This is a genomic window from Pseudomonas sp. Arb-4-2C (assembly GCF_055755015.1).
Genome location: NZ_CM146899.1, coordinates 5,018,505 through 5,040,466, shown reverse-complemented (window position 1 = coordinate 5,040,466; position 21,962 = coordinate 5,018,505). Strand labels below are relative to the sequence as shown.

Below are 21,962 nucleotides of genomic sequence, written 5' to 3'. Positions count from 1 at the left end.
GCTCTCCAGCGAGGATGTGATGCGTCGCCGTGCGACGCTGCTGCAACGTCTGCATATCGACGGTCCTTTGTTGATCCTGCTGCTGATCCTCGCCGCAGGCAGTCTGTTCGTGCTGTATTCGGCCAGCGGCAAGAGCTGGGACCTGCTGGGCAAACAGGCCACTTCGTTCGGCATCGGCCTGGTGTCGATGATCGTCATCGCCCAGTTCGAGCCGCGGTTCATGGCCCGTTGGGTGCCGCTCGGTTACGTGGTCGGCGTGGTGTTGCTGATGGTGGTGGACATCATGGGCCACAACGCCATGGGCGCCACGCGCTGGATCAACATCCCCGGGGTGATCCGCTTCCAGCCCTCGGAGTTCATGAAGATCCTGATGCCGGCGACGATTGCCTGGTACCTGTCCAAGCGCACGCTGCCGCCGCAGCTCAAGCACGTGGGCATCAGCCTGCTGCTGATCGGCGTGCCGTTCATTCTCATCGTGCGTCAGCCCGACCTCGGTACGTCGCTGCTGATTCTGGCCGGCGGCGCGTTCGTGCTGTTCATGGGCGGGCTGCGCTGGCGCTGGATCCTCAGCGTGCTGGCCGCTGCGGTACCCGTGGCGATCGCCATGTGGTTCTTCATCATGCACGACTACCAGAAGCAACGGATCCTGACCTTCCTCGACCCGGAAAGCGATCCGTTGGGCACGGGCTGGAACATCATTCAGTCGAAAGCCGCCATCGGTTCCGGTGGTGTATTTGGCAAGGGCTGGCTGCTGGGCACCCAGTCGCACCTGGACTTTTTGCCGGAAAGCCACACCGACTTCATCATCGCCGTACTGGGCGAGGAGTTCGGCCTGGTGGGCATCTGTGCACTGTTGCTGATCTATTTGCTGTTGATCGGTCGCGGCCTGGTGATTACTGCCCAGGCGCAGACGCTGTTCGGCAAATTGCTCGCCGGTGCGTTGACCATGACGTTTTTTGTTTATGTTTTCGTCAACATCGGTATGGTCAGTGGCCTGTTGCCGGTGGTGGGGGTGCCGTTGCCCTTCATTAGCTACGGAGGAACTTCGCTGGTGACACTGCTGTCAGCGTTTGGGGTTTTGATGTCGATCCATACCCATCGCAAGTGGATCGCACAGGTTTGAATAAGGTGAAGAGTTCAATGCAAGTCATGCGCAGCTGGGCGACTCGTTACGCGCCGTGGGTCGGTCTGGTCGGCATCCTTGGCAGCGCGCAGGAAGCGCTGGCCGGCGATTACGAAGGCTCGCCGCAGGTGGCCGAATTCGTCGGTGAAATGACCCGCGACTACGGTTTTGCCGGCGAGCAACTGATGGCGGTGTTTCGCGAGGCCCAGCGCAAGCAGGCGATTCTTGACGCTATTTCCAAACCGGCCGAGCGGGTCAAGCAGTGGAAAGAATATCGCCCGATGTTCCTTACCGACGCGCGCATTGCCCGGGGTGTGGACTTCTGGCGTCAGCACGAGGCAGTACTGGCCCGTGCCGAGCAGGAATACGGCGTACCGGCACAAGTCATCGTGTCGATCATCGGCGTCGAGACGTTTTTCGGACGTAATACCGGTAATTATCGGGTGATCGATGCCTTGTCCACGCTCGGTTTCGACTATCCTCCCCGTGCCGAATTTTTCCGCAAGGAATTGCGTGAGTTCCTGCTGCTGGCCCGCGAAGAACAGGTCGATCCGTTGACCCTCAAGGGCTCGTACGCCGGGGCAATGGGCTTGCCGCAGTTCATGCCGAGCAGTTTTCGCGCCTATGCGGTGGACTTCGACGGTGATGGCCACATCAACATCTGGACCAATCCGGATGATGCGATCGGCAGCGTTGCCAGCTATTTCAAGCGTCACGGCTGGGTTGCTGGCGAGCCGGTGGTCAGTCGGGCCGATGCCCGTGGCGATCAGGTCGACGAGGGGCTGACCACCGGGATCGAGCCGACAAAGACGGTGGGAGAGTTGCGGGCGCTGGGCTGGTCAAGTCATGATGCGCTGCGCGATGATATGCCGGTTACTGCATTTCGCCTCGAAGGCGACAACGGCCCTGAATACTGGATGGGCCTGAAGAATTTCTACGCGATCACGCGTTATAACCGCAGCGTGATGTACGCCATGGCCGTATATCAACTGTCTGAAGAGCTGGTAAAAGCACGGGGCGTCAAGTAATGCGGGCATTGCCTATCAATAAACCCCTGAAGCTGGTGGCTTTCGCTGCGTTGGCGGTGCTGGTCGCCAGTTGTTCGACCAGTCGCGCGCCAAGTCAGAAAACGTCCTCCACCGCGGTGCGTGCGCAGCCGGGGCTGGACATCAACCGTGCGCATAAAGATGGCGCGCCGTGGTGGGATGTGGATGTTTCGCGGATCCCGGATGCCACGCCGACCTTGCACACCGGCCCGTACAAGGCCAACCCGTACACCGTGCTGGGCAAGACCTATTTCCCGTTGCAGGAATCCAAGACCTACGTCGCCTCGGGCACGGCGTCCTGGTACGGCACCAAGTTTCATGGTCAGAACACCGCCAACGGCGAGGTGTATGACCTGTACGGCATGAGTGCCGCTCACAAGACTTTGCCACTGCCAAGTTACGTTCGGGTGACCAACCTGGACAACAACAAGAGCGTGATCCTGCGGGTCAACGATCGCGGGCCGTTCTACTCGGACCGGATCATCGACTTGTCCTACGCCGCTGCCAAGAAGCTCGGTTATGCCGAAATCGGCACGGCGCGGGTCAAGGTCGAAGGCATTGATCCGCAACAATGGTGGGCCGCGAAGGGCCGTCCGGCGCCCTTGATGCTCAACGAGCCGCAAGTCGCGCAGAATAGCGCCCCGGTGATCACGGCTTCGGCCGGCACTGTCGAGCAATGGACTCCGCCACCGCAGCAGCACGCCTCGGACACGGTTCCCGTACCGATCAGTGCAAAAAAAAACGCTTCTGCACCAGCGTCTGGCCAGTATCTGCAGGTGGGCGCGTTCGCCAACCCGGACGCTGCAGAACTCCTGAGGTCGAAGCTCAGCGGGATGGTGAGCGCTCCGGTGTTCATCAGCTCGATCGTGCGCAATCAGCAGACTCTGCACCGGGTACGCCTGGGGCCGATCGGTTCGCCGGGTGAAATCGCCCAGGTGCAGAACAGCGTGCGCCTGGCCAACCTCGGCTCGCCGAGCGTGGTCACTGAGTAATAAACGTAGTACTTGATTGACGGTTCACTTGCGGTTTTGGGGGGTGGACCAGGTTGTTGGCTCGTCGAAGAACAAAAGCCCGGCAAGGGTGACTGGAGTGAGCAACTGAACACGCGATGGCCCGTTAGAAGGCTGTCTGAATAGTTTTGCCCTCGGGCAAGTTTCCATTAGCGATTTCGAGAGACGGATGAACATCACCACCTTTGCCAAACGCCTGTGTCTGCTAGTCCCGCTGCTCCTCTCGCCAGCCGCCTTCGCGGCCGAGATGATGCCGTCGCCACCTCAATTGGCTGCAAAAGCCTATGTGCTCATGGACGCCAGCAGCGGCAACGTGCTGGTCGAGAACAATGGTGATCAGCGTCTGCCGCCAGCCAGTCTGACCAAACTGATGACCGCGTACATCGCTACGCTGGAAATCCGTCGCGGCCAGATCGGTGAGAACGACCCGGTGACCGTCAGCGAAAACGCCTGGCGTACCGGCGGTTCGCGGATGTTCATCAAGGTCGGCTCGCAAGTGACCGTCAGCGACCTGCTGCACGGCATCATCATTCAATCTGGCAACGACGCCAGCGTCGCACTGTCCGAGCACATCGCCGGCAGCGAAGACGCTTTCGCCGACCTGATGAACAAGACCGTTACCGATCTGGGCATGACCAATTCCCACTTCATGAACCCGACCGGCCTGCCGAATCCTGAGCACTACTCGTCGGCTCACGACATGGCGATCCTGGCCCGTGCGATCATTCACGAAGACCCGGCTCACTATGCGATCTACTCGCAGAAAGAGTTCTTCTGGAACGGCATCAAGCAGCCTAACCGCAACCTGCTGCTGTGGCGCGACAAGACCGTCGACGGTCTGAAAACCGGTCACACCGACGAAGCCGGCTACTGCATGGTGTCCTCGGCTGTACGTGACGGCCAGCGTCTGATCGCGGTGGTGTTCGGCACCAACAGCGAAGTGGCTCGCGCCGCTGAAACCCAGAAACTGCTGACCTACGGCTTCCGTTTCTTCGAAACCCAGACCTTCTACCAGAAGGGCACCGAACTGGCTCAGGCCCCGGTGTGGAAAGGCACCACCAGTCAAGTCAAGGCCGGCCTGGCTGAAGACCTGACCATGACTCTGCCAAAAGGCCAGCTGAAAAAGCTCGCTGCCAGCATGACCATGAACCCGCAACTGACCGCGCCAATCGCCAAGGGCGACGTGATCGGTAAAGTCGAAGTGAAACTGGACGACAAGGTGGTGCACAGCGCCGACCTGATCGCTCTGGACGCTGTCGAGGAGGGTGGTATCTTCCGTCGCATGTGGGATAGCATCCGTCTATTCTTCTACGGCTTGTTCAACTGATTGAGTGTTGACCTGCATGGCCCCGTTCCCATCCGGATCGGGGCCATGTGCGTTACCACGGCTTACGCTTACGAGGCCGTTACGCCATGACCGATACCGAAGTAAAGGCGCCAAAGATCGAATTTCCCCAGGTTGATTATCCGGTTAAGGTAATCAGCGACACGGGTGTGGGCCACAAGGACAAGATCATCGAGATCGTGAAGAAATTCGCGACCATCAACGATGAGCGTGTTGACGAGCGCCAGAGCACCAACGGCAAGTACACCACCATCCAGTTGCACATCGTCGCAACCGACCAGGATCAGCTGTACAACATCAACAGCGAACTGCGGGCGACCGGTTTCGTACACATGGTGTTGTGATGCCGGGCACGCTGGGCTTTCGCGAACTTGGCCAGATGGCTTACGAGCCGGTCTGGCATGCCATGCAACGCTTCACCAACGAACGCGGCAGCAATGCCGCCGACGAAATCTGGCTGGTCGAGCACCCTCCGGTGTTCACCCAGGGCCAGGCCGGCAAGGCCGAACACCTGCTGCTGCCGGGGGATATCCCGGTGGTACAGGTCGATCGCGGCGGGCAAGTGACCTATCATGGCCCCGGCCAACTGGTGGCCTACCTGTTGCTGGACGTACGCAAGCTGGGTTTCGGCGTACGAGACCTGGTCACGCGCATGGAACAGTGCCTGATCGAACTGCTGGCCAGCTACGGCGTGACCGCCGCCGCCAAGCCAGATGCTCCCGGCGTCTACGTCGACGGAGCGAAAATCGCTTCTCTGGGTTTGCGGATTCGCCACGGTTGTTCCTTTCATGGCCTGGCCCTGAACGTGGATATGAACCTGGAACCGTTTCGACGGATTAATCCCTGCGGCTATGCCGGGCTGGCGATGACCCAGCTGAGCGATCACGCAGGATCGATTGAATTTGCCGAGGTAAGTGCCCGGCTGCGCGCGCAGCTCGTCAAACACCTCGACTATGCTGAGCAGACGACCCTGACGGGCGGAATCGACTGATATGACTACTGATGCAGTTCAAACCATGATCCCGACGCTCGACGTGACCGAGCGCCCGGCCCCGCGTCCCAAGGTTGAAGCCGGCGTCAAGCTGCGCGGCGCCGAGAAGGTTGCACGCATCCCGGTAAAGATCATTCCGACCACCGAACTGCCGAAAAAGCCTGACTGGATTCGCGTACGGATCCCGGTTTCGCCGGAAGTCGACCGGATCAAGAGCCTGCTGCGCAAACACAAGCTGCACAGCGTCTGCGAAGAAGCGTCCTGCCCGAACCTGGGCGAGTGCTTCTCCGGCGGCACCGCCACCTTCATGATCATGGGTGACATCTGCACCCGTCGCTGCCCGTTCTGCGACGTCGGCCACGGTCGTCCGAAACCACTGGACGTCAACGAGCCGGAAAGCCTGGCGATCGCCATCGCTGACCTGAAGCTCAAGTACGTGGTGATCACCTCGGTTGACCGCGATGACCTGCGTGACGGTGGTGCCCAGCACTTTGCCGACTGCATCCGCGAAATCCGCAAACTGTCGCCGAACGTGCAACTCGAGACTCTGGTCCCGGATTACCGTGGCCGCATGGACATCGCCCTGGAAATCACCGCAGCCGAGCCGCCGGATGTGTTCAACCACAACCTGGAAACCGTGCCGCGCCTGTACAAGGCTGCGCGTCCGGGTTCGGACTACCAGTGGTCGCTGACCCTGCTGCAGCGCTTCAAGCAGATGATGCCGCACATCCCGACCAAATCCGGCCTGATGCTGGGCCTGGGCGAGACCGACGAAGAAGTCATCGAAGTCATGAAGCGCATGCGCGAACACGATATCGACATGCTGACTCTCGGCCAGTACCTGCAACCGTCGCGCAGCCACTTGCCGGTGCAGCGTTTCGTGCACCCGGACACCTTCGCCTGGTTCGCCGAGGAAGGTTACAAGATGGGCTTCAAGAACGTTGCTTCCGGCCCGCTGGTACGTTCCTCGTACCACGCCGATGAGCAGGCGAAACTGGTCAAGGCCGAGCTGCTCGGTTCCTGATTAAGCGCTGAGTGCTTCCGAAAATACCCGCCCTGGCGGGTATTTTTGTTTGCGCCTGCCGAGCACCGAATCTCTTTTGTTTATCGCTGTTCCTGACTACTGTGTCTGCAAGACTTCACACAGGGAGACCCATGGATGACCGTTCGACCGACTCACACCCTTTTTGCACACAAGCCGGTGCCGGCGCTGCCGTCAGAAGGGCGGATCGGCGTGATCGCGCCCGCCGGCCCCGGTGCACTGGACACCGACAAGGCTGTGCAGTGGATGCGCGCCCGTGGTTACGGATTGAAGGTGTTTCCCGGTGTCTACGAAAAGGACGGCTACCTGGCCGGCAGCGACGACGTACGCCTCAATGACCTGCATGCCGCATTCGCCGACCCCGAGGTTGATGCGATCATCTGCCTGCGCGGCGGCTACGGTACGCCGCGTCTGTTGGACCGGATCGACTTCGACCTCCTGAGTCGTCATGCCAAGCCGTTTGTCGGCTACAGCGACATCACCGCCCTGCATCTGGCTATCAGTCGCTACGCAGGGTTTGTGACCTTTCACGGCCCGCTGCTCAATGCTGATCTGCTGGGCGACAAGGAGCCGCCGACCGTTACCTCATTCTTCGCCATGCTGCGTGGTCAATTGAAGGCGGGGAGTGTGCTGAGCCACCCGGTGGCTTATCCGTTGACTACCGTCGAGCCCGGCATTGCCCATGGGCGGCTGCTGGGTGGCAATCTGGCGATGATTGCCTCGACACTGGGGACGCCTTATGAAATCGACGTGGAAGGCGTGATTCTGCTGATCGAGGACGTCAACGAGCCGCTGTATCGCATCGACCGCTTGCTCACCCAGATGCGCTTGGCCGGCAAGCTGGCCAGGTTGCGCGGGGTGCTGGTCGGTGATGTCGCGGGGGTGGAGGTCGAGGCGTTGAACCGCTTGCTCAAACAGACCTTCGAGCCATTGCGGATTCCGGTGTTGTCGGGATGGCGCAGCGGGCATTGCGACCCGAACCTGACGCTGCCGATGGGCGCGTTGGTGCGGCTGGATGCGGGGAAGCAGGAGTTGATGCTGGAGCAGGATGTAGTGATCAAACTCTAGAGTTTTGTTGCCTGTGTGTCAGTCTTCGCGAGCAAGCCCGCCCCCACATTTGATTTGTGTCGTACACAGAACCAATGTGGGAGCGGGCTTGCTCGCGAAGGCACCATCAGCCATACAACCTGCCCACTATTGAGTGCGCAGGCTCTCAAGCAGCTTATGCGTCGGATACCCGTCCGCTGGCCAGCCAAACGACTGCTGTGCGCTGCGAATCGCTTTACGCGTGTTGGCGCCGATGATCCCGTCCGCCGTGCCTGCATCGTAATTACGCGCACTCAACAGGGTCTGCAATTCGATACGCTCGGAGCGGCTCAATGGCAGATCATCTTTTGGCCAACTGCCATTGATCAGCCCGCCACCGTTGAAGCGCTCGGACAACAGGCTCACCGCCAGTGCATAGGACGAGGAGTTGTTGTACTTGAGGATCGCCCGGAAGTTGTCGAGGATCAGGAACGCCGGGCCACGGTAACCGGCCGGCAGCAGCAAAGCCGCAGACAGCTGTTCCGAACCGGCCGGGGCCTGAGCGCCATTGGGCAGGATCACCCCCAGTTGACGCCATTCGGCAACGCTCTTGCGAATCGCGCCGTCGGCCAGGGTGTAATTGAAGCCGCTCGGCAGTTGCACTTCGAAGCCCCACGGCTGACCGCGCTGCCAGCCGGAGCTTTGCAGGTAATGCGCGGTGGACGCCAGGGCGTCGGCCGGGCTGCCCCAGATGTCGCGGCGACCGTCACCGTCGAAATCCACGGCATGGGTGTTGTAGGTGGTCGGAATGAACTGGGTCTGGCCCATCGCACCGGCCCACGAGCCCAACATCTTCTCCGGAGTGATATCACCCTGTTGCAGGATTTGCAGGGCAGCGATCAGTTGCGCATGGGCAAAGCCCGGACGCCGGCCTTCGTAGGCCAGAGTCGCCAGTGAGTTGATCACCGACTTGGTGCCCTGGAACTGGCCGAAATTGCTTTCCATGCCCCACACAGACACCAGCGCCTGACGATCCACACCATAACGCTGCTCGATGCTTTGCAGGATGTCGGCGTACTGACTGATCAGCGCCTGACCCTTGCGCACGCGCAGCGGCGACAACGCGCCGTCGAGGTATTCCCACACCGGGCGGGAGAATTCCGGCTGGCTGCGGTCGGCGCGGATCACGCTGGCGTCGAAGCTGACATTGGCAAAGGCGCGGTCGAATACATCCGCGCGAATACCGGCGGCGAGGGCATCCTTGCGGAAACCTGCCTGCCATTCGGCAAACGTCTGGGTCGGTTGAATATCGAGATTGTCGCCGGACGGCACTACCGGCGGGATGATCGCTGGGGCCGTGACTGCGGGGACGGTCTGTAACGGTTGCGCATCGGCGGCGGTCGGTTTTTCCGCACAGGCGACAAGCAGAATGAAGCTGGAGGCAGCGATCAGTTGGCGAACGGGCCAACGACGGGAAAGACGAAAGGGCATGCACAGTTCCAGGGAATACTATTCAGGTACAGACCTTAACATGCCGGCCCTGAAAATCGGGATTCGGTACGGGAATTTGATCAGCGACAGGCCCGTATGCGGGTCACCTTATTCCTTTCCTTGCACGCTGTTCAACTGTCATATCTGACAGTTGTCGAGGGATCACTATTGGAGGTTCACTCACATCTTGTGGCTGATTGCTTCGGCTTGATACCCACCGAGAGTATTGAGATGAAAAAGCTGCTGTTGGCCATTTTTCAGGCAGCCAGAAAGCAAGAAGCCTCCCAGCTATTAGACTGGAAGGCTTCGCGGCGGTAGCTGCCCTTGCCCTTGGTTGGTCGTTCCTGGCGGCTGCGGAACAAGGGTTGGGCGATGATGGATTTGGCTTTGTTGGATCGTTTTTTACTCATGGCGGATCTCCTGTATGGCGCGCAAGAGTATACGCCTCTGCCTGCCCCCCGCAATCCGCGCAACAACACTCGAATTTGAAGACAAGGCGTGGCTTGGTAAGGAGCCGTTTCCAAGTGACGCCGCTGACTGTCGTGCGAAGCGCCCGACATATTCCATTGTTTTATTGCGAAGGATATTGGAGATCGCCATGGGAAAAATAATTTTGGCTTTAGCAGTTTCGTTGTTATTCGGTTGTGTTCAACATGAACCAGCGCCTCCTCCCACGACAGCAAGTAGTGAGCCGGTGGGCCTTATGGGGCTTGCCACGAATGATGGGGCTGCGGTCGCCGCAACACTCAACACTCGTTATGCACAAACCACGCGCAACTGTTTTAACAGTGAGACGGCACCGACATTTTTATGTTCGGGGATCATTATCCGAGCAACGACGTATGGTGATGGGTATAACGTTTGGGATCCCAGTCCGAGCAGTGTAAGTAAAGGCTTTGTCGCGTTTTCCTATATGCGCAATGATGCAAGGTTTCCCGCACTTTATAGTCATGCGAATAACGGCTACATCGTCCGTCCTGTTTCTGATGCGCTCCCAGGCCAGATAAAGCTTCAATACACGTGCTTCTTTCCAATCGACGGTGCCACGGAGTGGCGAGCAGACAAAGGATGCGGACAACACAGTCTTCATGGAGCCATCAGCCGGTCTTGTTCTCAGCAGGGCATTACGACGGCCAATCAGTTTGTCGCTCATTACATGGCAAACACGCCTACGAGAGAGCAGAAACAGTGCAGCTTCGATGTCCGTGACTCATCGCCCTACCAGACAGCCGCTTTGTTTCGAGAGGCGCTAGCGGCGATGCCCCGTATACCGAAGAATGGAGTGAACGATGAGAACGAACTGGTCGCGACTGTATGGGCCAGGCAGCCGGCCGTTAATATGCCAATCGAAGCGTTCTTTTATACAAATGCCGATGGCTTGGCGCAGGCAAAGAATAACCAGAGTTCATACTTTGATAAGGCTGCGGGGAAAATCGTACCGATCGTCAAACTTACGATAGGCGCAGGGCAGGCTGCTTCTTTCAGCTTTGCCCTTGGTGATCAGGTGAAGCAGTGAATTGCTGCGGCAAAAAATGCGCCTCTCAGCGCCTGACGTCACTCAGCGGGTAATGTCAGGCGCTGACCCGCCATCAACAACGCCAATCGGCTCAGGCTCATCCACGGCGAACCGGCAGCCTGGCCCTTGATCTGCGCATCAATGCGCTGGGCTTCGAGCAACAACTGCGCCCAGCGTGGCGCCGAGTAGCGTTGCAGGGCTTTGCTCATCAGCGGTTTACGCTTGTCCCAGACTGGCGGTTTCGCCTGGCTGAAACACTTGTCCAGCGGCGTGCCCTGGCTGTACTGCAACGAGATATTGGCCAACAGGCGCAACTCACGCGCCAGCGCCCAGAGAATCACTGGTGGTTCGACGCCTTCACCGCGCAGGCCTTCGAGCATGCGCAGTGCATGGGCCGGTTCGCCGTTGAGCACGGCGTCAGTCAGGCCGAACACGTCGAAACGGGCACTGTCAGCCACCGCGGCCTGCACGGTTTCGACGGTGATCTGCCCGCCTTCGGCCATCAGCTTGAGCTTCTCGATTTCCTGCGCGGCGGCGAGCAGGTTGCCCTCGACGCGTGCGGCAATCAGTTCGACCGCGTCCTGACTGGCCGATAAACCGGCCTGCGACAGACGCTGACGAATCCAGCTCGGTAGCTGATTGGCATCCACTGGCCAGATCTGGATGAACTGGGTCTGCTGACCTTCGACCAGCGCCTTGCCCCACTTGGTCTTCTGCGCACTGCCGTCGAGCTTGGGCAGGCTGATCAGCAGCACCGTGTCTTCAGCGGGGCGCGAGCAGTATTCGATCAGCGCCGCCGCACCCTTGTCACCAGGCTTGCCTGACGGCAAACGCAGTTCCAGCAGGCGTTTTTCGGCGAACAACGACATGCTGGCGCCGGCCTGCAGCAACGTACCCCAATCGAAATTGGCGTCGGCGGCGAACACCTGGCGTTCGTCGAAACCTTGCTGGCGGGCGGCACTGCGGATGGCGTCGGCGGCTTCCTGGCACAACAGCGGGTCATCGCCGCTGATGATATAGACGGGCGCAAGCGCGCCTTGCAGGTGTTTGCCGAGTTGAGCGGGAGCGAGCTTCATAAGAGAGGGCGAACGGGGCGCCTGAGCGCCCCGTGCGTCTTACTGCTGCGGCAGTTCGAGCGGCGACTGACGCGGGGTTTCCGCTTCAGCCTTCTGTGCCGCCTTCAGCGCGTCGGCTTCAGCCCGGGCACGGTCGTTGGCCGCTTGCTGCAATTGCTGCAGTTGGCCCGGAGTCAGCTGTTGCAGGCGCAGAATCATGCGCTGAACCAGCTCGCGACGGGTTTCGTTGCGGGCGTCGTTGGCTTCCTGGTCGGAGCCGACAAGGTTGTTGCCGTCGTGGATGAACACCTTCTGCACTTCAAGCTTGTCGCTCAGCAGGTTCAGATTGTGTTCACCAACGATGTCGTAATTCAGCACGGTGGTCACTTGGTACTCACCCGTACGACCGGCGCCGGCGTAGCTGAGAATGCGCTGGTTTTCCTGCTCGTCAGACAGATACAGCTTGTACGGCGCACCGTTGTAGACCTTGACGCCGCTGGACTCCAGTACCTGACGCAGTTGAGTGACAGTCGGACCATAGGTGTTGCGGGCGCTCAGGTCGAGTTCCTTGATCGCCAGTTCGGTGGTGCCAGTGCCACGCAGCTGGAAACCGCAGGCGCTCAGCAGAACGGCGAGGCCCATCACCAGCAGATTGCGTTTGATCATTGTGTTGCTCCCCTTGAAACCATGTGGGCCGACCCTGCGGCCCGAAAGGTTTTACAGAGCGCCGGGCAGACCCGGCACCCAATCCAATTTAGCTGGCGACGATATTGACCAGTTTGCCCGGCACGACGATCACTTTGCGAATGGTCAGACCGTCGACGAAACGCAGCACGTTTTCGTTGATGCGGGCCGCCGCTTCGACTTCTTCGCGGGTCGCGCTGGCCGGCATTTCGATCTGGCCACGCAGCTTGCCGTTGACCTGGATAACCAGTGTCAGGCTGTCCTGCACCAAGGCACTTTCGTCGACTGCCGGCCACCCGGCGTCGATGACCGCGTCAGCGTGGCCCAACTGGTTCCACAGCTCGTGGCTGATGTGCGGCGTGATTGGCGCCAGTAGCAAGGTCACGGCTTCGAGGCCTTCGTGAATCAGGGCACGATCCTGTTCGGTGCCTTGTGCGGCTTTCTCCAGCACGTTCATCAGCGTCATCACTTGAGCGATGGCGGTATTGAATTTGTGGTTCTGGCCGACGTCGTGGCTGGCCTGCTTGATGGCCAGGTGGATCGCGCGGCGAACGGCTTTCTGCTCGTCGTTGAGGCTGGCGATGTCCAGTTTGCCCGGCAGGCCCTGGGTGACGTGGGCCTGAGCCAGACGCCAGACGCGCTTGAGGAAGCGGTGCGAGCCTTCGACGCCGGAGTCAGACCATTCGGCGCTCATGTCAGGCGGCGAAGCGAACATCATGAACAGGCGGCAGGTGTCGGCGCCGAACTGATCGATCATCGACTGTGGGTCGACGCCGTTGTTCTTCGACTTGGCCATTTTCTCGGTGCCACCGATTTCCACCGGCAAACCGTCGGATTTCAGTTTGGCGCTGATGACCTTGGCTTTGCTGTCACGCTCAAGTTCCACGTCCGCCGGGTTGAACCAGGTGTAGGCACCATTGGCCTCGCGACGATAGTAGGTCTCGGCGATCACCATGCCCTGGGTCAGCAGGTTCTTGAACGGCTCGTTGGAGCTCACCAGGCCTTCGTCGCGCATCAGCTTGTGGAAGAAGCGCGCGTACAGCAGGTGGAGAATGGCGTGTTCGATACCACCGATGTACTGATCCACCGGCAGCCAGTGGTCAGCCGCGGATTTTTCCACCAGGCCACCTTCGAAGTGCGGCGAGGCGTAACGGGCGTAGTACCACGAGGACTCGACGAAGGTGTCCATGGTGTCGGTTTCACGCTTGGCAGGCTGACCGCATTTCGGGCAGCTGCACTCGTAGAATTCCGGCATGCGCGCCAGCGGCGAACCGGCGCCGTCCGGCACCACGTCTTCCGGCAGCACCACCGGCAACTGGTCTTCCGGCACCGGCACGTCACCGCAAGTGTTGCAGTGGATGATCGGGATCGGGCAGCCCCAGTAGCGCTGACGGCTGATGCCCCAGTCGCGCAGGCGGAACTGGGTGCGCGAGGCACCGAGGTTTTTCTTGATCAGGGCGACTTCCATGGCGTCGAACGCACCGGTGAAGTCCAGGCCGTCGAACTCGCCGGAGTTGATCAGCGTGCCGTGCTCGCCGTAGGCGTCTTGCCACGGGGCCGGGTTGCTGTCACCGGAGCTGGTGCGCACCACTGATTTGACCGGCAGGTTGTACTTGTGGGCGAATTCGAAATCGCGCTCGTCGTGCGCCGGAACTGCCATCACGGCGCCGTCGCCGTAATGCATCAGCACGTAGTTGGCGACCCACACCGGCAGTTTCTCACCGGTCAGCGGGTGCTCGACGAACAGGCCGGTCGGCAGGCCTTTTTTCTCTTGCGTGGCGACGTCGGCTTCGGCAACGCTGCCGCCCTTGCATTCAGCGATGAACGCTTGCAGCTCAGGGTTGTTCTTTGCGGCCAGAGCGGCCAGGTGGTGCTCGGCGGCCACGGCGACGTAGGTAGCGCCCATCAGGGTGTCCGGACGGGTGGTGAAGACCTTGAGTGTGCCTTCTTCGCCGATCGATTCGACGTTGTACGGGAACTGCACTTCCATGCCGCGGGATTTGCCGATCCAGTTGCGCTGCATGGTCTTGACCTGTTCAGGCCAGCCAGTGAGTTCGTCGAGGCTCTCGAGCAGCTCATCCGCGTAAGCGGTGATCTTGAAGTAGTACATCGGGATTTCGCGCTTTTCGATCAGCGCGCCGGAACGCCAGCCGCGACCGTCGATCACCTGTTCGTTGGCCAGAACAGTCTGGTCGATAGGGTCCCAGTTCACGGTGCCGTTTTTACGGTAGATCACGCCTTTTTCGAACAGGCGAGTGAACAGCCATTGTTCCCAGCGATAGTAATCGGGCTTGCAGGTGGTCACTTCACGGGACCAGTCCACCGCCAGACCCAGGCTGCGCAGCTGGGACTTCATGTAGGCGATGTTTTCGTAGGTCCACTTGGCAGGCGCCACGTTGTTCTTCATCGCGGCGTTTTCCGCCGGCATGCCGAAAGCGTCCCAACCCATGGGTTGCAGGACGTTCTTGCCTTGCATGCGCTGGTAGCGGGAGATCACGTCGCCGATGGTGTAGTTGCGCACGTGCCCCATGTGTAGCTTGCCGCTGGGGTAAGGGAACATCGACAGGCAGTAGTAGGTCTCCTTGCCTGGCTGTTCACTGACTTCAAAGGACTTTTGCTCGTCCCAGAACGATTGGGCGGCGGCTTCGATTTCACGGGGCTGATATTGTTCGTGCATGGCTACTTTTGTACTGGATAGGGGTGGCCTAATCCTCTTCAACGAGCGATCCGGAGATGGTCCGGATGAGCTGGAAGTGGAATTACAGGAAGCGCCGTAGCATACATGACCGCGCTTGGCGTAGGGAAACCCTGATTACAGCTGTTTGGCCGGCAAAAAACCTGGCCAGGGCCGTTGGTCGCGGCGTGCAGCCGGTTTGTGCAGCGAAGCTAAGCTCTAATTGGGGAGTGAGTCTTATCTTCAATGAGGTGAGGGATGGTGGAGCAACGGCAAAAAAACGTGACGAAACCCGAGTTGTACGAGCGGTTGATGGATCGTCTGGGCATGGCGCTCGACGCGGCAAAAACCGCTGGCCGGCTGCGCGATGAGCGCCCCCTGGAACTGGAATTGCGTGGCTTGAGCCCCGCCGAGTTCAAACTGGTCAAGGCCTATCTGGATCGCAGTGAACGTGAAACGCATGGATACCTGTCGCAGGCAGTGAAGCAGCTCGATGCAGCACATTCGGCCAAGGTCATCTGGCTCAAGGACAAGGCGCCCGGCAAAGACACCGTCAAGGTTCGCTCTTTGCAGGCCAAGTAAGCGCAAGACGGCAAAAAACGGATCTTTTTCAACGGGATCCCACCCTATCGGTTGTAACGCTTTATTAACACTCTTAGGCTTCGGGCATCTCTGGAGATGCCCCGATGCCATTTCGTTATTTCATCAAACAACTTCTGTTGCCGCCCGGCATTCTTTTACTGCTGTTGCTGGTCGCCTGGTGGCTGCGCCGCTCCCGACCGCGACTGGCCGGTGTGTGTTTTGCCATTGGCCTGGGCGGTTTCTGGCTGATGAGCCTGCCGGTGGTCGTGCAGTGGGGCGCCAAAGCACTTGAGCGTGAACCGCCGTTGCCCCGTGACGCATGGACGGCGCTGGCGCAACGGGCTGATGCCATCGTGGTGCTGGGTTCAGGGCGTGAGCGCGGGGACCTGGCCTGGGGCGAGGATCAGCCGACCGGAGTGGGGCTGGAGCGTCAGCGCTATGCCGCGCGGCTGGCCAAGGCGTCCGGTTTGCCGATCCTGACCAGCGGCGGCCTGCATTACGGCACGCCGCCGACCGAAGCCAAGCTGATGGCTGATTCGCTGCTCGACGATTTCGGCGTGACAACACGCTGGCAGGAAGGTGAAAGCCGCACCACCTGGGAGAACGCCAGACTCAGCGCCGATATCCTGCTGCCCCAGGGCATCAGACGCGTCGTCGTGGTAACGCAGGCCTGGCACATGCCGCGCGCAGTCTGGTGTTTCGAGCAGGCTGGATTTGAAGTGGTACCAGCGCCTGTCGGCTTTCTAGGCACCGATAACGCCCGGCCATTTGGTGGCTGGCTGCCGGAGTTCAAGTCGATCTGGCAGAGCGGGCAATTGCTGAATGAGGCGGTGGGGCAGGTGGGATATTCGCTGTTTTACCGAGGTGATGCGATCCCTGATTGATTGGCTGCTGCTCATGCCCCCTTCGCGAGCAAGCCCGCTCCCACAGTAGATCTGCAGGGCTTGCTCGCGAAGTTTTTAAAGGGTTTTTGACATCCGGCTCGCCATCAGCGCCCAGCCAAACAGCAGCACACACACGATGATCAGTGGCCACGAACGCCATTGCAGGTACGGCGTCAGGTTGTGCATCGGCACCACTTCGCCGTACAGGATGCCCTGCTCGAACTGCGGAATCTGCTCGGTGATCTGCCCGAAAGGGTTGATCAGCCCGGTTACGCCGTTGTTGGTGGCGCGGATCATCCAGCGGCCCGCTTCAAGTGCGCGCATTTGCGCCATCTGCAGGTGTTGCAGCGGGCCGATCGAGGTGCCGAACCAGGTGTCGTTGCTGATCGTCAGCAGCAGATCACTGCGTGCCGACAGGCCCGCGGCGAATTCCGGGTACACCACTTCGTAGCAGATGAACGGCGCAATCTGATAACCCTTGGCTTGCAGCAACGGCTGGTCCGCCGGGCCGCGAGCGAAGTCGGACATCGGCAAGTCAAAGAACGCGATCAAGCCGCGCAGCAGTTCCTGCAAAGGCACGTATTCACCGAAAGGCACCAGTTTCTGCTTGAGGTAGGTGCCATCGCCTTCGCCGACCACGGTGATGCCATTGAAGAAGCGTTTTTCGTGACGGACCATCTCGCGGATCGGCACGCCGGTGATCAGCGCCGATTTACGCTCGGCGGCGAAGGTGCCCATCATGCTCAGGTAGCCTTCGGCAGACTCTTTGAGTACCGGCACAGCGGTTTCCGGCCAGATGAGCAGGTCCACACGCTTCGAGCGAAAACTCAGGTCGCGGTACAGCGCCAGTTGTGCGTTGAGCTCGGCCGGGTCCCATTTCATGCTCTGCGCGACGTTGCCCTGAATCGCGGCAACCGTCAGCGGCGCGCCGGACGGGCTGGTCCAGGCATGGCCCTTGAGGGCAATGCCAGCGACCCACGGCCCGACCAGCAACAGCAGACCGGCGGCGATAAAGCCTTTGCGTCCGCCGCTCAACAGGCGTGGTGCGTTGTAGATCAGCGCAGCGGTCAGCGCCAGCACGAACGATACCAGCCACATGCCGCCGACCGGGGCGAGCCCGGACAGCGGGCCGTCGAGCTGGCTGTAGCCGGAATAGAGCCACGGGAAGCCAGTGAGGAACCAGCCGCGAAAGGCTTCCTGGCCGACCCACAGCGCAGCAAACGCCAGCGCGTCGGCCAGCGGTGCTTCGTTGCGGCGCAACCAGCGCGCCCAGACCCACGCGGGCAGGGCGAAGAAAAACGCGATCGCTGCGGTGAACAGCAGCATCAGGAACCCGGCCAGCAGCACGGATGCGCCGCCGAAGTGGTGGATGCTGTAGTAGATCCAGCTGGTCCCGGCGCCGAACAGGCCGAAACCGAAGCACCAGCCACGGCCCAGCGCCTGGCGCGGTTTCAGCTCGCGCAGGCCGGCGTAGAACAGGCCGACCGCCAGCAGGGCCAGCGGCCAGATGTTGAACGGAGCCAGCGCGAAGGTGGTGATTGCACCGGCCGCCACGGCCAGCAGGTTACCGGGCCAGCCGGGGCGGGTTGTCCAGCGCATTTCTATCCTTAATGATTACCGAGCGATTGGCGTCAGTCGCAGCAAATGAATCCGACGGCTGTCGGCGTTCAGGATGCGGAAACGATAGGCGCCGATTTCAGTGATTTCGTTGCGTTTTGGCAAGTGCCCGAACGCGCTCATCACCAGGCCACCGACGGTGTCGAATTCGTCGTCGGAGAATTCGCTGTCGAAGAACTCGTTGAAGTTCTCGATCGGCGTCAGCGCCTTGATCAGGAAGTCACCGCTGGGCAGCGGTTTGATGTAGCTGTCTTCTTCGACGTCGTGCTCGTCTTCGATGTCGCCGACGATCTGTTCCAGCACGTCTTCGATCGTCACCAGGCCGGCCACGCCGCCGTACTCGTCGATGACGATGGCCATGTGGTTGTGGTTGGCGCGAAACTCACGCAGCAACACGTTCAGACGCTTGGACTCCGGTACAAACGTGGCCGGGCGCAGCAGGTCCTTGATGTTGAAGGTGTCACCGTTCTCCTTGAGGATCAGCGGCAGCAGATCCTTGGCCAGCAGCACGCCCATCACGTCGTCGTGGCTTTCACCAATGACCGGGTAGCGCGAGTGGGCCGAGTCGAGCACGGCGGGCAGGAATTCACGAGGGGTCTGGGTCGCCTTGATGCTGATCATCTGCGAGCGCGGGACCATGATGTCACGCACTTGCAGGTCAGCCACCTGGATGGCGCCTTCGACGATGGCCAGCGCTTCGCTGTCCAGCAGTTTGTTCTGATGTGCATCACGCAGCAGCTCAAGCAGCTCCTGACGGTTCTTCGGCTCGTGGGCAAAAGCCTGGGTCAGTTTACCCAGCCATGACTTCTGCCCGTTGCTCGATCGATCTTCGCTCATAGCGATTACTCTGAATCCTTTGTTGTAACGATAGGGGATGTTTCGGTTTCGTCGTCCGCGTACGGATCGGGATAACCCAATTCGGCAAGCAACTCGCGTTCCAGTGCTTCCATTTCTTCGGCTTCGTCGTCATCTATATGGTCGTAACCGAGCAGATGCAAGCAGCCGTGAATGACCAGATGTGCCCAGTGCGCTTTAAGTTCCTTGCCCTGTTCGGCGGCTTCACGCTCGACCACGGCCACGCAGATCACCAGATCGCCTAGCAGCGGGATGTCGAGAAACTCGTCGGGTACTTCGGCAGGAAACGACAGGACGTTGGTCGCGTAATCCTTGTGGCGCCAGGTGTGATTGAGCTCACGACCTTCTTCCTCGTCAACCAGGCGAATGGTCATTTCCGAGTCGGCGGTGCGCTGGCGCAGGGCCAGTTCGCACCATTGGCGGAACTCGGCTTCGCTCGGGGCGTTCGCTTCGGTAGCGATTTGCAGGTCCAGCTCAAGCATCGCGCGAGGTGTCCTTGGGGGCATCGGCGCGGTTTTCGAAGCGCTCGTAGGCTTCGACGATCCGCTGCACCAATGGGTGGCGCACGACGTCTTTGGGCTGGAAGTGCGTGAAGCTGATGCCCGGAACGTCCTTGAGCACTTCGATCACATGATGCAGGCCGGACTTGGTGCCGCGCGGCAGGTCGACCTGGGTGATGTCGCCGGTGATGACCGCGGTGGAGCCGAAGCCGATCCGGGTCAGGAACATCTTCATTTGCTCGACGGTGGTGTTCTGGCTTTCGTCGAGAATGATGAAGCTGTTGTTCAGCGTCCGACCACGCATGTAGGCCAGCGGCGCGACTTCGATCACTTGACGCTCGATCAGCTTGGCCACGTATTCGAAGCCGAGCATCTCGTAGAGTGCGTCGTAGAGCGGTCGCAGGTACGGGTCGATTTTCTGGCTCAGGTCACCGGGCAGGAAGCCGAGTTTCTCCCCGGCTTCGACCGCTGGGCGCACCAGCAGGATGCGGCGGATCTGCTCGCGCTCCAGTGCATCGACGGCACACGCTACGGCCAGATAAGTCTTGCCGGTACCGGCCGGACCGATGCCGAAGTTGATGTCGTTGCCGAGGATTTCCTTCACGTAGCGCAGTTGATTCAAGCCGCGTGGGCGAATCATGCCTTTCTTGGTGCGCAGGGCGACGGACGCTTCGGCGGGGGCGTGATTGTCCAGCTCGACGACGGCCGATTCCTGGAGGAACAGGTGCACCAGGTCCGGCGACAGCTCGGTACCCTTGGTTTCCCGGTACAGGCGGCGCAGCAGGTTTTCCGCAGACGTGGTGTGCTTGGGTTCGCCGATCAGTTCGAACTGGTTTCCGCGGTTGCGGATCTCGATGGCCAGGCGTTGTTCGATCAAGCGCAGGTGCTCGTCGAATTGCCCGCACAGATTGGCGAAGCGGCGAGCTTCAAAAGGCTCGAGGATAAAACGATGAGGTTCTATGGGTGCGTTCAAGGTCGTATTTAGCCGCCCTGGGGCAATTAAGATGAAATCAAGGATAACGCCAGTGGCGTGGGTGCGAAAGCTCTTAAATAAATGCAGTTCCTATGGGAGCGAGCCAGCTCGCGATGGGCGTGATGCGGTTCATCTGACAAACCACGTCATCGTGCATCGCGAGCAGGCTCGCTCCCACAGTTGAACATTAGTGTTACTGGATCAGCGAGCCGCGCAACGAGTGCGGTTGTGCCGCGTCGATGTGCACGTCGGCGAACTGGCCGATCAGGGTCGGATTATCGCAGCGGAAGTTGACGATACGATTATTCTCGGTACGCCCTTGCAGCTCGCCCGGGTCTTTTTTCGAGTAGTCGGTGACCAGAATGCGCTGGATCGAACCGACCATTTGTCGGCTGATCTCGAACCCTTGCTGGTTCAGGCGGTGCTGCAAGGCGTTCAGGCGTTCCTTCTTCAGTTCTTCCGGGGTGTCATCGGCCAGATCGGCCGCCGGGGTGCCCGGGCGCTGGCTATAGACGAACGAGTAGGAGAAGTCGAAGCCGACATCGGCAATCAGCTTCATCGTCTGTTCGAAGTCTTTCTCGGTTTCGCCGGGGAAGCCGACGATGAAGTCCGAGCTGATGCAGATGCCCGGCACGGCGGCGCGCAGTTTGCGCAGCTTGGACTTGTATTCCAGCGCCGTGTGGTTGCGCTTCATTGCCGCCAGAATCCGGTCTGAACCCGACTGCACCGGCAAGTGCAGGTGTTTCACCAGCTCCGGCACGTCGGCATGGGCCTGAATCAGGCTGTCGGAGAACTCCAGCGGGTGCGAGGTGGTGTAGCGGATGCGGTCGATGCCATCAACGGCGGCCACTACGCGGATCAACTCCGCCAGATCGGCCAGGCGACCGTCATGGGTGGTGCCGCGATAACCGTTGACGTTCTGCCCCAGCAAAGTCACTTCACGCACGCCGTTTTCGGCGAGGTGGATGATTTCGGCGATCACGTCGTCGAACGGCCGACTGACCTCTTCGCCACGGGTGTAGGGCACCACGCAGAACGTGCAGTACTTGCTGCAGCCTTCCATCACCGACACGTACGCGCTCGGGCCATCGATGCGCGGCTCGGGCAGGTGGTCGAATTTTTCGATTTCCGGGAACGAGACGTCGACTTGCGGCAGCTTGCTGCTGCGCGCGGCGTCGATCATTTCCGGCAGGCGGTGCAGGGTCTGCGGGCCGAAGACCACGTCGACGTACGGTGCGCGATCACGGATCGCCGCGCCTTCCTGGCTGGCCACGCAACCGCCGACGGCGATCACCATGTCCGGGTTGGCCAGTTTCAGTTCGCGCCAGCGGCCGAGCTGCGAGTACACCCGATCCTGGGCGCGTTCGCGGATCGAACAGGTGTTGAGCAGAATCACGTCGGCGTCTTCGGCGCGGGCGGTGACTTCCAGGGCCTGATGTTCGCCCAGCAGATCGACCATGCGCGAGCTGTCGTACTCGTTCATCTGGCAACCGTGGGTTTCGATGTAAAGCTTCTTGGCCATGGAGTAGGGTCGTCACGTGATTCAAA

At 60.3% G+C, this 21,962-nt stretch carries 21 protein-coding genes; 11 read left to right on the top strand and 10 right to left on the bottom strand.

Going from position 1 to position 21,962, the window contains the following annotated elements; all coding sequences use genetic code 11:
• Window positions 1–19: 19 nt before the first annotated feature.
• From rodA to AC0J41_RS22820, 8 genes are all read left to right on the top strand, one after another.
• On the top strand, window positions 20–1,123 hold the full coding sequence (rodA, locus tag AC0J41_RS22855; protein ID WP_049827977.1) for a rod shape-determining protein RodA: 1,104 nt from the start codon (window positions 20–22) through the stop codon (window positions 1,121–1,123).
• Between the two features lie 17 nt (window positions 1,124–1,140).
• Complete coding sequence (mltB, locus tag AC0J41_RS22850; RefSeq protein ID WP_025108691.1) at window positions 1,141–2,151, top strand: lytic murein transglycosylase B; 1,011 nt, start codon at window positions 1,141–1,143, stop codon at window positions 2,149–2,151.
• Window positions 2,151–3,161, top strand: a complete 1,011-nt coding sequence (locus AC0J41_RS22845) for a septal ring lytic transglycosylase RlpA family protein (RefSeq protein WP_025108692.1) — start codon at window positions 2,151–2,153, stop codon at window positions 3,159–3,161. Before mltB ends, AC0J41_RS22845 begins: the two co-directional genes overlap by 1 nt.
• Before the next feature lie 187 nt (window positions 3,162–3,348).
• Window positions 3,349–4,506 (top strand): D-alanyl-D-alanine carboxypeptidase family protein, encoded by a 1,158-nt coding sequence (locus AC0J41_RS22840; protein WP_025108693.1) that lies wholly within the window; start codon window positions 3,349–3,351, stop codon window positions 4,504–4,506.
• Window positions 4,507–4,592: 86 nt separating this feature from the next.
• Window positions 4,593–4,868 carry a DUF493 domain-containing protein gene (locus AC0J41_RS22835; protein ID WP_025108694.1) on the top strand — a complete coding sequence of 92 codons (276 nt, stop codon included), beginning with the start codon at window positions 4,593–4,595 and terminating at the stop codon, window positions 4,866–4,868.
• Complete coding sequence (gene lipB / locus AC0J41_RS22830) at window positions 4,868–5,515, top strand: lipoyl(octanoyl) transferase LipB (RefSeq protein ID WP_025108695.1); 648 nt, start codon at window positions 4,868–4,870, stop codon at window positions 5,513–5,515. Before AC0J41_RS22835 ends, lipB begins: the two co-directional genes overlap by 1 nt.
• Window positions 5,516–5,540: 25 nt before the next feature.
• The gene (gene lipA / locus AC0J41_RS22825) at window positions 5,541–6,539 is read left to right on the top strand and encodes a lipoyl synthase (RefSeq protein ID WP_160768663.1); all 999 of its coding nucleotides are present in this window, start codon (window positions 5,541–5,543) and stop codon (window positions 6,537–6,539) included.
• A gap of 135 nt (window positions 6,540–6,674) precedes the next feature.
• On the top strand, window positions 6,675–7,625 hold the full coding sequence (locus AC0J41_RS22820) for a S66 peptidase family protein (protein ID WP_473013675.1): 951 nt from the start codon (window positions 6,675–6,677) through the stop codon (window positions 7,623–7,625).
• A gap of 126 nt (window positions 7,626–7,751) precedes the next feature.
• On the opposite strand, the gene AC0J41_RS22815 is transcribed toward AC0J41_RS22820, so the two are convergent.
• Both AC0J41_RS22815 and arfA read right to left on the bottom strand, forming a co-directional pair.
• On the bottom strand, window positions 7,752–9,074 hold the full coding sequence (locus AC0J41_RS22815; protein ID WP_473013674.1) for a lytic murein transglycosylase: 1,323 nt from the start codon (window positions 9,072–9,074) through the stop codon (window positions 7,752–7,754).
• 257 nt (window positions 9,075–9,331) lie between these two features.
• Window positions 9,332–9,484, bottom strand: a complete 153-nt coding sequence (gene arfA / locus AC0J41_RS22810) for an alternative ribosome rescue factor ArfA (protein ID WP_473013673.1) — start codon at window positions 9,482–9,484, stop codon at window positions 9,332–9,334.
• 14 nt (window positions 9,485–9,498) lie between these two features.
• Between arfA and AC0J41_RS22805 the strand changes: the two genes are divergently transcribed.
• Window positions 9,499–10,590: a hypothetical protein gene (locus AC0J41_RS22805; protein ID WP_473013672.1), complete on the top strand. Its 1,092-nt coding sequence runs from the start codon at window positions 9,499–9,501 to the stop codon at window positions 10,588–10,590.
• Between the two features lie 38 nt (window positions 10,591–10,628).
• On the opposite strand, the gene holA is transcribed toward AC0J41_RS22805, so the two are convergent.
• From holA to leuS, 3 genes are all read right to left on the bottom strand, one after another.
• On the bottom strand, window positions 10,629–11,666 hold the full coding sequence (gene holA, locus AC0J41_RS22800; RefSeq protein ID WP_458833968.1) for a DNA polymerase III subunit delta: 1,038 nt from the start codon (window positions 11,664–11,666) through the stop codon (window positions 10,629–10,631).
• Between the two features lie 39 nt (window positions 11,667–11,705).
• Window positions 11,706–12,311, bottom strand: coding sequence for an LPS-assembly lipoprotein LptE (locus AC0J41_RS22795; protein ID WP_025108701.1), 606 nt, complete (start codon window positions 12,309–12,311; stop codon window positions 11,706–11,708).
• A gap of 88 nt (window positions 12,312–12,399) precedes the next feature.
• A complete protein-coding gene (leuS, locus tag AC0J41_RS22790) occupies window positions 12,400–15,006 on the bottom strand; it encodes a leucine--tRNA ligase (protein ID WP_025108702.1) in 2,607 nt (868 codons plus the stop codon).
• A 255-nt stretch (window positions 15,007–15,261) separates the two neighbouring features.
• Between leuS and AC0J41_RS22785 the strand changes: the two genes are divergently transcribed.
• Window positions 15,262–15,585, top strand: a complete 324-nt coding sequence (locus tag AC0J41_RS22785; RefSeq protein ID WP_025108703.1) for a hypothetical protein — start codon at window positions 15,262–15,264, stop codon at window positions 15,583–15,585.
• 104 nt (window positions 15,586–15,689) lie between these two features.
• Window positions 15,690–16,469 (top strand): YdcF family protein, encoded by a 780-nt coding sequence (locus tag AC0J41_RS22780; protein WP_473013671.1) that lies wholly within the window; start codon window positions 15,690–15,692, stop codon window positions 16,467–16,469.
• Between the two features lie 75 nt (window positions 16,470–16,544).
• Here AC0J41_RS22780 and lnt read toward each other — a convergent pair whose 3' ends face one another.
• The 5 genes from lnt to miaB all read right to left on the bottom strand — a co-directional run bounded on the left by lnt (window position 16,545) and on the right by miaB (window position 21,936).
• The gene (gene lnt / locus AC0J41_RS22775) at window positions 16,545–18,068 is read right to left on the bottom strand and encodes an apolipoprotein N-acyltransferase (protein WP_025108705.1); all 1,524 of its coding nucleotides are present in this window, start codon (window positions 18,066–18,068) and stop codon (window positions 16,545–16,547) included.
• A gap of 15 nt (window positions 18,069–18,083) precedes the next feature.
• A complete protein-coding gene (locus tag AC0J41_RS22770) occupies window positions 18,084–18,923 on the bottom strand; it encodes an HlyC/CorC family transporter (RefSeq protein ID WP_025108706.1) in 840 nt (279 codons plus the stop codon).
• A 5-nt stretch (window positions 18,924–18,928) separates the two neighbouring features.
• Entirely contained in the window at window positions 18,929–19,423 is a 495-nt protein-coding gene (gene ybeY / locus AC0J41_RS22765) for an rRNA maturation RNase YbeY (protein ID WP_215502209.1), read from the bottom strand.
• Window positions 19,416–20,414 carry a PhoH family protein gene (locus tag AC0J41_RS22760; RefSeq protein ID WP_025108708.1) on the bottom strand — a complete coding sequence of 333 codons (999 nt, stop codon included), beginning with the start codon at window positions 20,412–20,414 and terminating at the stop codon, window positions 19,416–19,418. Before AC0J41_RS22760 ends, ybeY begins: the two co-directional genes overlap by 8 nt.
• 193 nt (window positions 20,415–20,607) lie before the next feature.
• Window positions 20,608–21,936, bottom strand: coding sequence for a tRNA (N6-isopentenyl adenosine(37)-C2)-methylthiotransferase MiaB (miaB, locus tag AC0J41_RS22755; protein WP_166216722.1), 1,329 nt, complete (start codon window positions 21,934–21,936; stop codon window positions 20,608–20,610).
• Between the last annotated feature and the right edge of the window lie 26 nt (window positions 21,937–21,962).

Bases quoted from the DNA above. Each gene is read 5' to 3' on its own strand.
- arfA (WP_473013673.1), bottom strand. From the start codon at position 9,484: ATGAGTAAAAAACGATCCAACAAAGCCAAATCCATCATCGCCCAACCC.
- AC0J41_RS22820 (WP_473013675.1), top strand. From the start codon at position 6,675: ATGACCGTTCGACCGACTCACACCCTTTTTGCACACAAGCCGGTGCCG.
- AC0J41_RS22780 (WP_473013671.1), top strand. From the start codon at position 15,690: ATGCCATTTCGTTATTTCATCAAACAACTTCTGTTGCCGCCCGGCATT.
- AC0J41_RS22845 (WP_025108692.1), top strand. From the start codon at position 2,151: ATGCGGGCATTGCCTATCAATAAACCCCTGAAGCTGGTGGCTTTCGCT.
- AC0J41_RS22785 (WP_025108703.1), top strand. From the start codon at position 15,262: ATGGTGGAGCAACGGCAAAAAAACGTGACGAAACCCGAGTTGTACGAG.
- AC0J41_RS22770 (WP_025108706.1), bottom strand. From the start codon at position 18,923: ATGAGCGAAGATCGATCGAGCAACGGGCAGAAGTCATGGCTGGGTAAA.
- AC0J41_RS22795 (WP_025108701.1), bottom strand. From the start codon at position 12,311: ATGATCAAACGCAATCTGCTGGTGATGGGCCTCGCCGTTCTGCTGAGC.
- lipA (WP_160768663.1), top strand. From the start codon at position 5,541: ATGATCCCGACGCTCGACGTGACCGAGCGCCCGGCCCCGCGTCCCAAG.
- rodA (WP_049827977.1), top strand. From the start codon at position 20: ATGCGTCGCCGTGCGACGCTGCTGCAACGTCTGCATATCGACGGTCCT.
- lnt (WP_025108705.1), bottom strand. From the start codon at position 18,068: ATGCGCTGGACAACCCGCCCCGGCTGGCCCGGTAACCTGCTGGCCGTG.
- holA (WP_458833968.1), bottom strand. From the start codon at position 11,666: ATGAAGCTCGCTCCCGCTCAACTCGGCAAACACCTGCAAGGCGCGCTT.
- leuS (WP_025108702.1), bottom strand. From the start codon at position 15,006: ATGCACGAACAATATCAGCCCCGTGAAATCGAAGCCGCCGCCCAATCG.
- AC0J41_RS22835 (WP_025108694.1), top strand. From the start codon at position 4,593: ATGACCGATACCGAAGTAAAGGCGCCAAAGATCGAATTTCCCCAGGTT.
- AC0J41_RS22840 (WP_025108693.1), top strand. From the start codon at position 3,349: ATGAACATCACCACCTTTGCCAAACGCCTGTGTCTGCTAGTCCCGCTG.
- AC0J41_RS22805 (WP_473013672.1), top strand. From the start codon at position 9,499: ATGGCGCGCAAGAGTATACGCCTCTGCCTGCCCCCCGCAATCCGCGCA.
- mltB (WP_025108691.1), top strand. From the start codon at position 1,141: ATGCAAGTCATGCGCAGCTGGGCGACTCGTTACGCGCCGTGGGTCGGT.
- AC0J41_RS22815 (WP_473013674.1), bottom strand. From the start codon at position 9,074: ATGCCCTTTCGTCTTTCCCGTCGTTGGCCCGTTCGCCAACTGATCGCT.
- miaB (WP_166216722.1), bottom strand. From the start codon at position 21,936: ATGGCCAAGAAGCTTTACATCGAAACCCACGGTTGCCAGATGAACGAG.
- lipB (WP_025108695.1), top strand. From the start codon at position 4,868: ATGCCGGGCACGCTGGGCTTTCGCGAACTTGGCCAGATGGCTTACGAG.
- ybeY (WP_215502209.1), bottom strand. From the start codon at position 19,423: ATGCTTGAGCTGGACCTGCAAATCGCTACCGAAGCGAACGCCCCGAGC.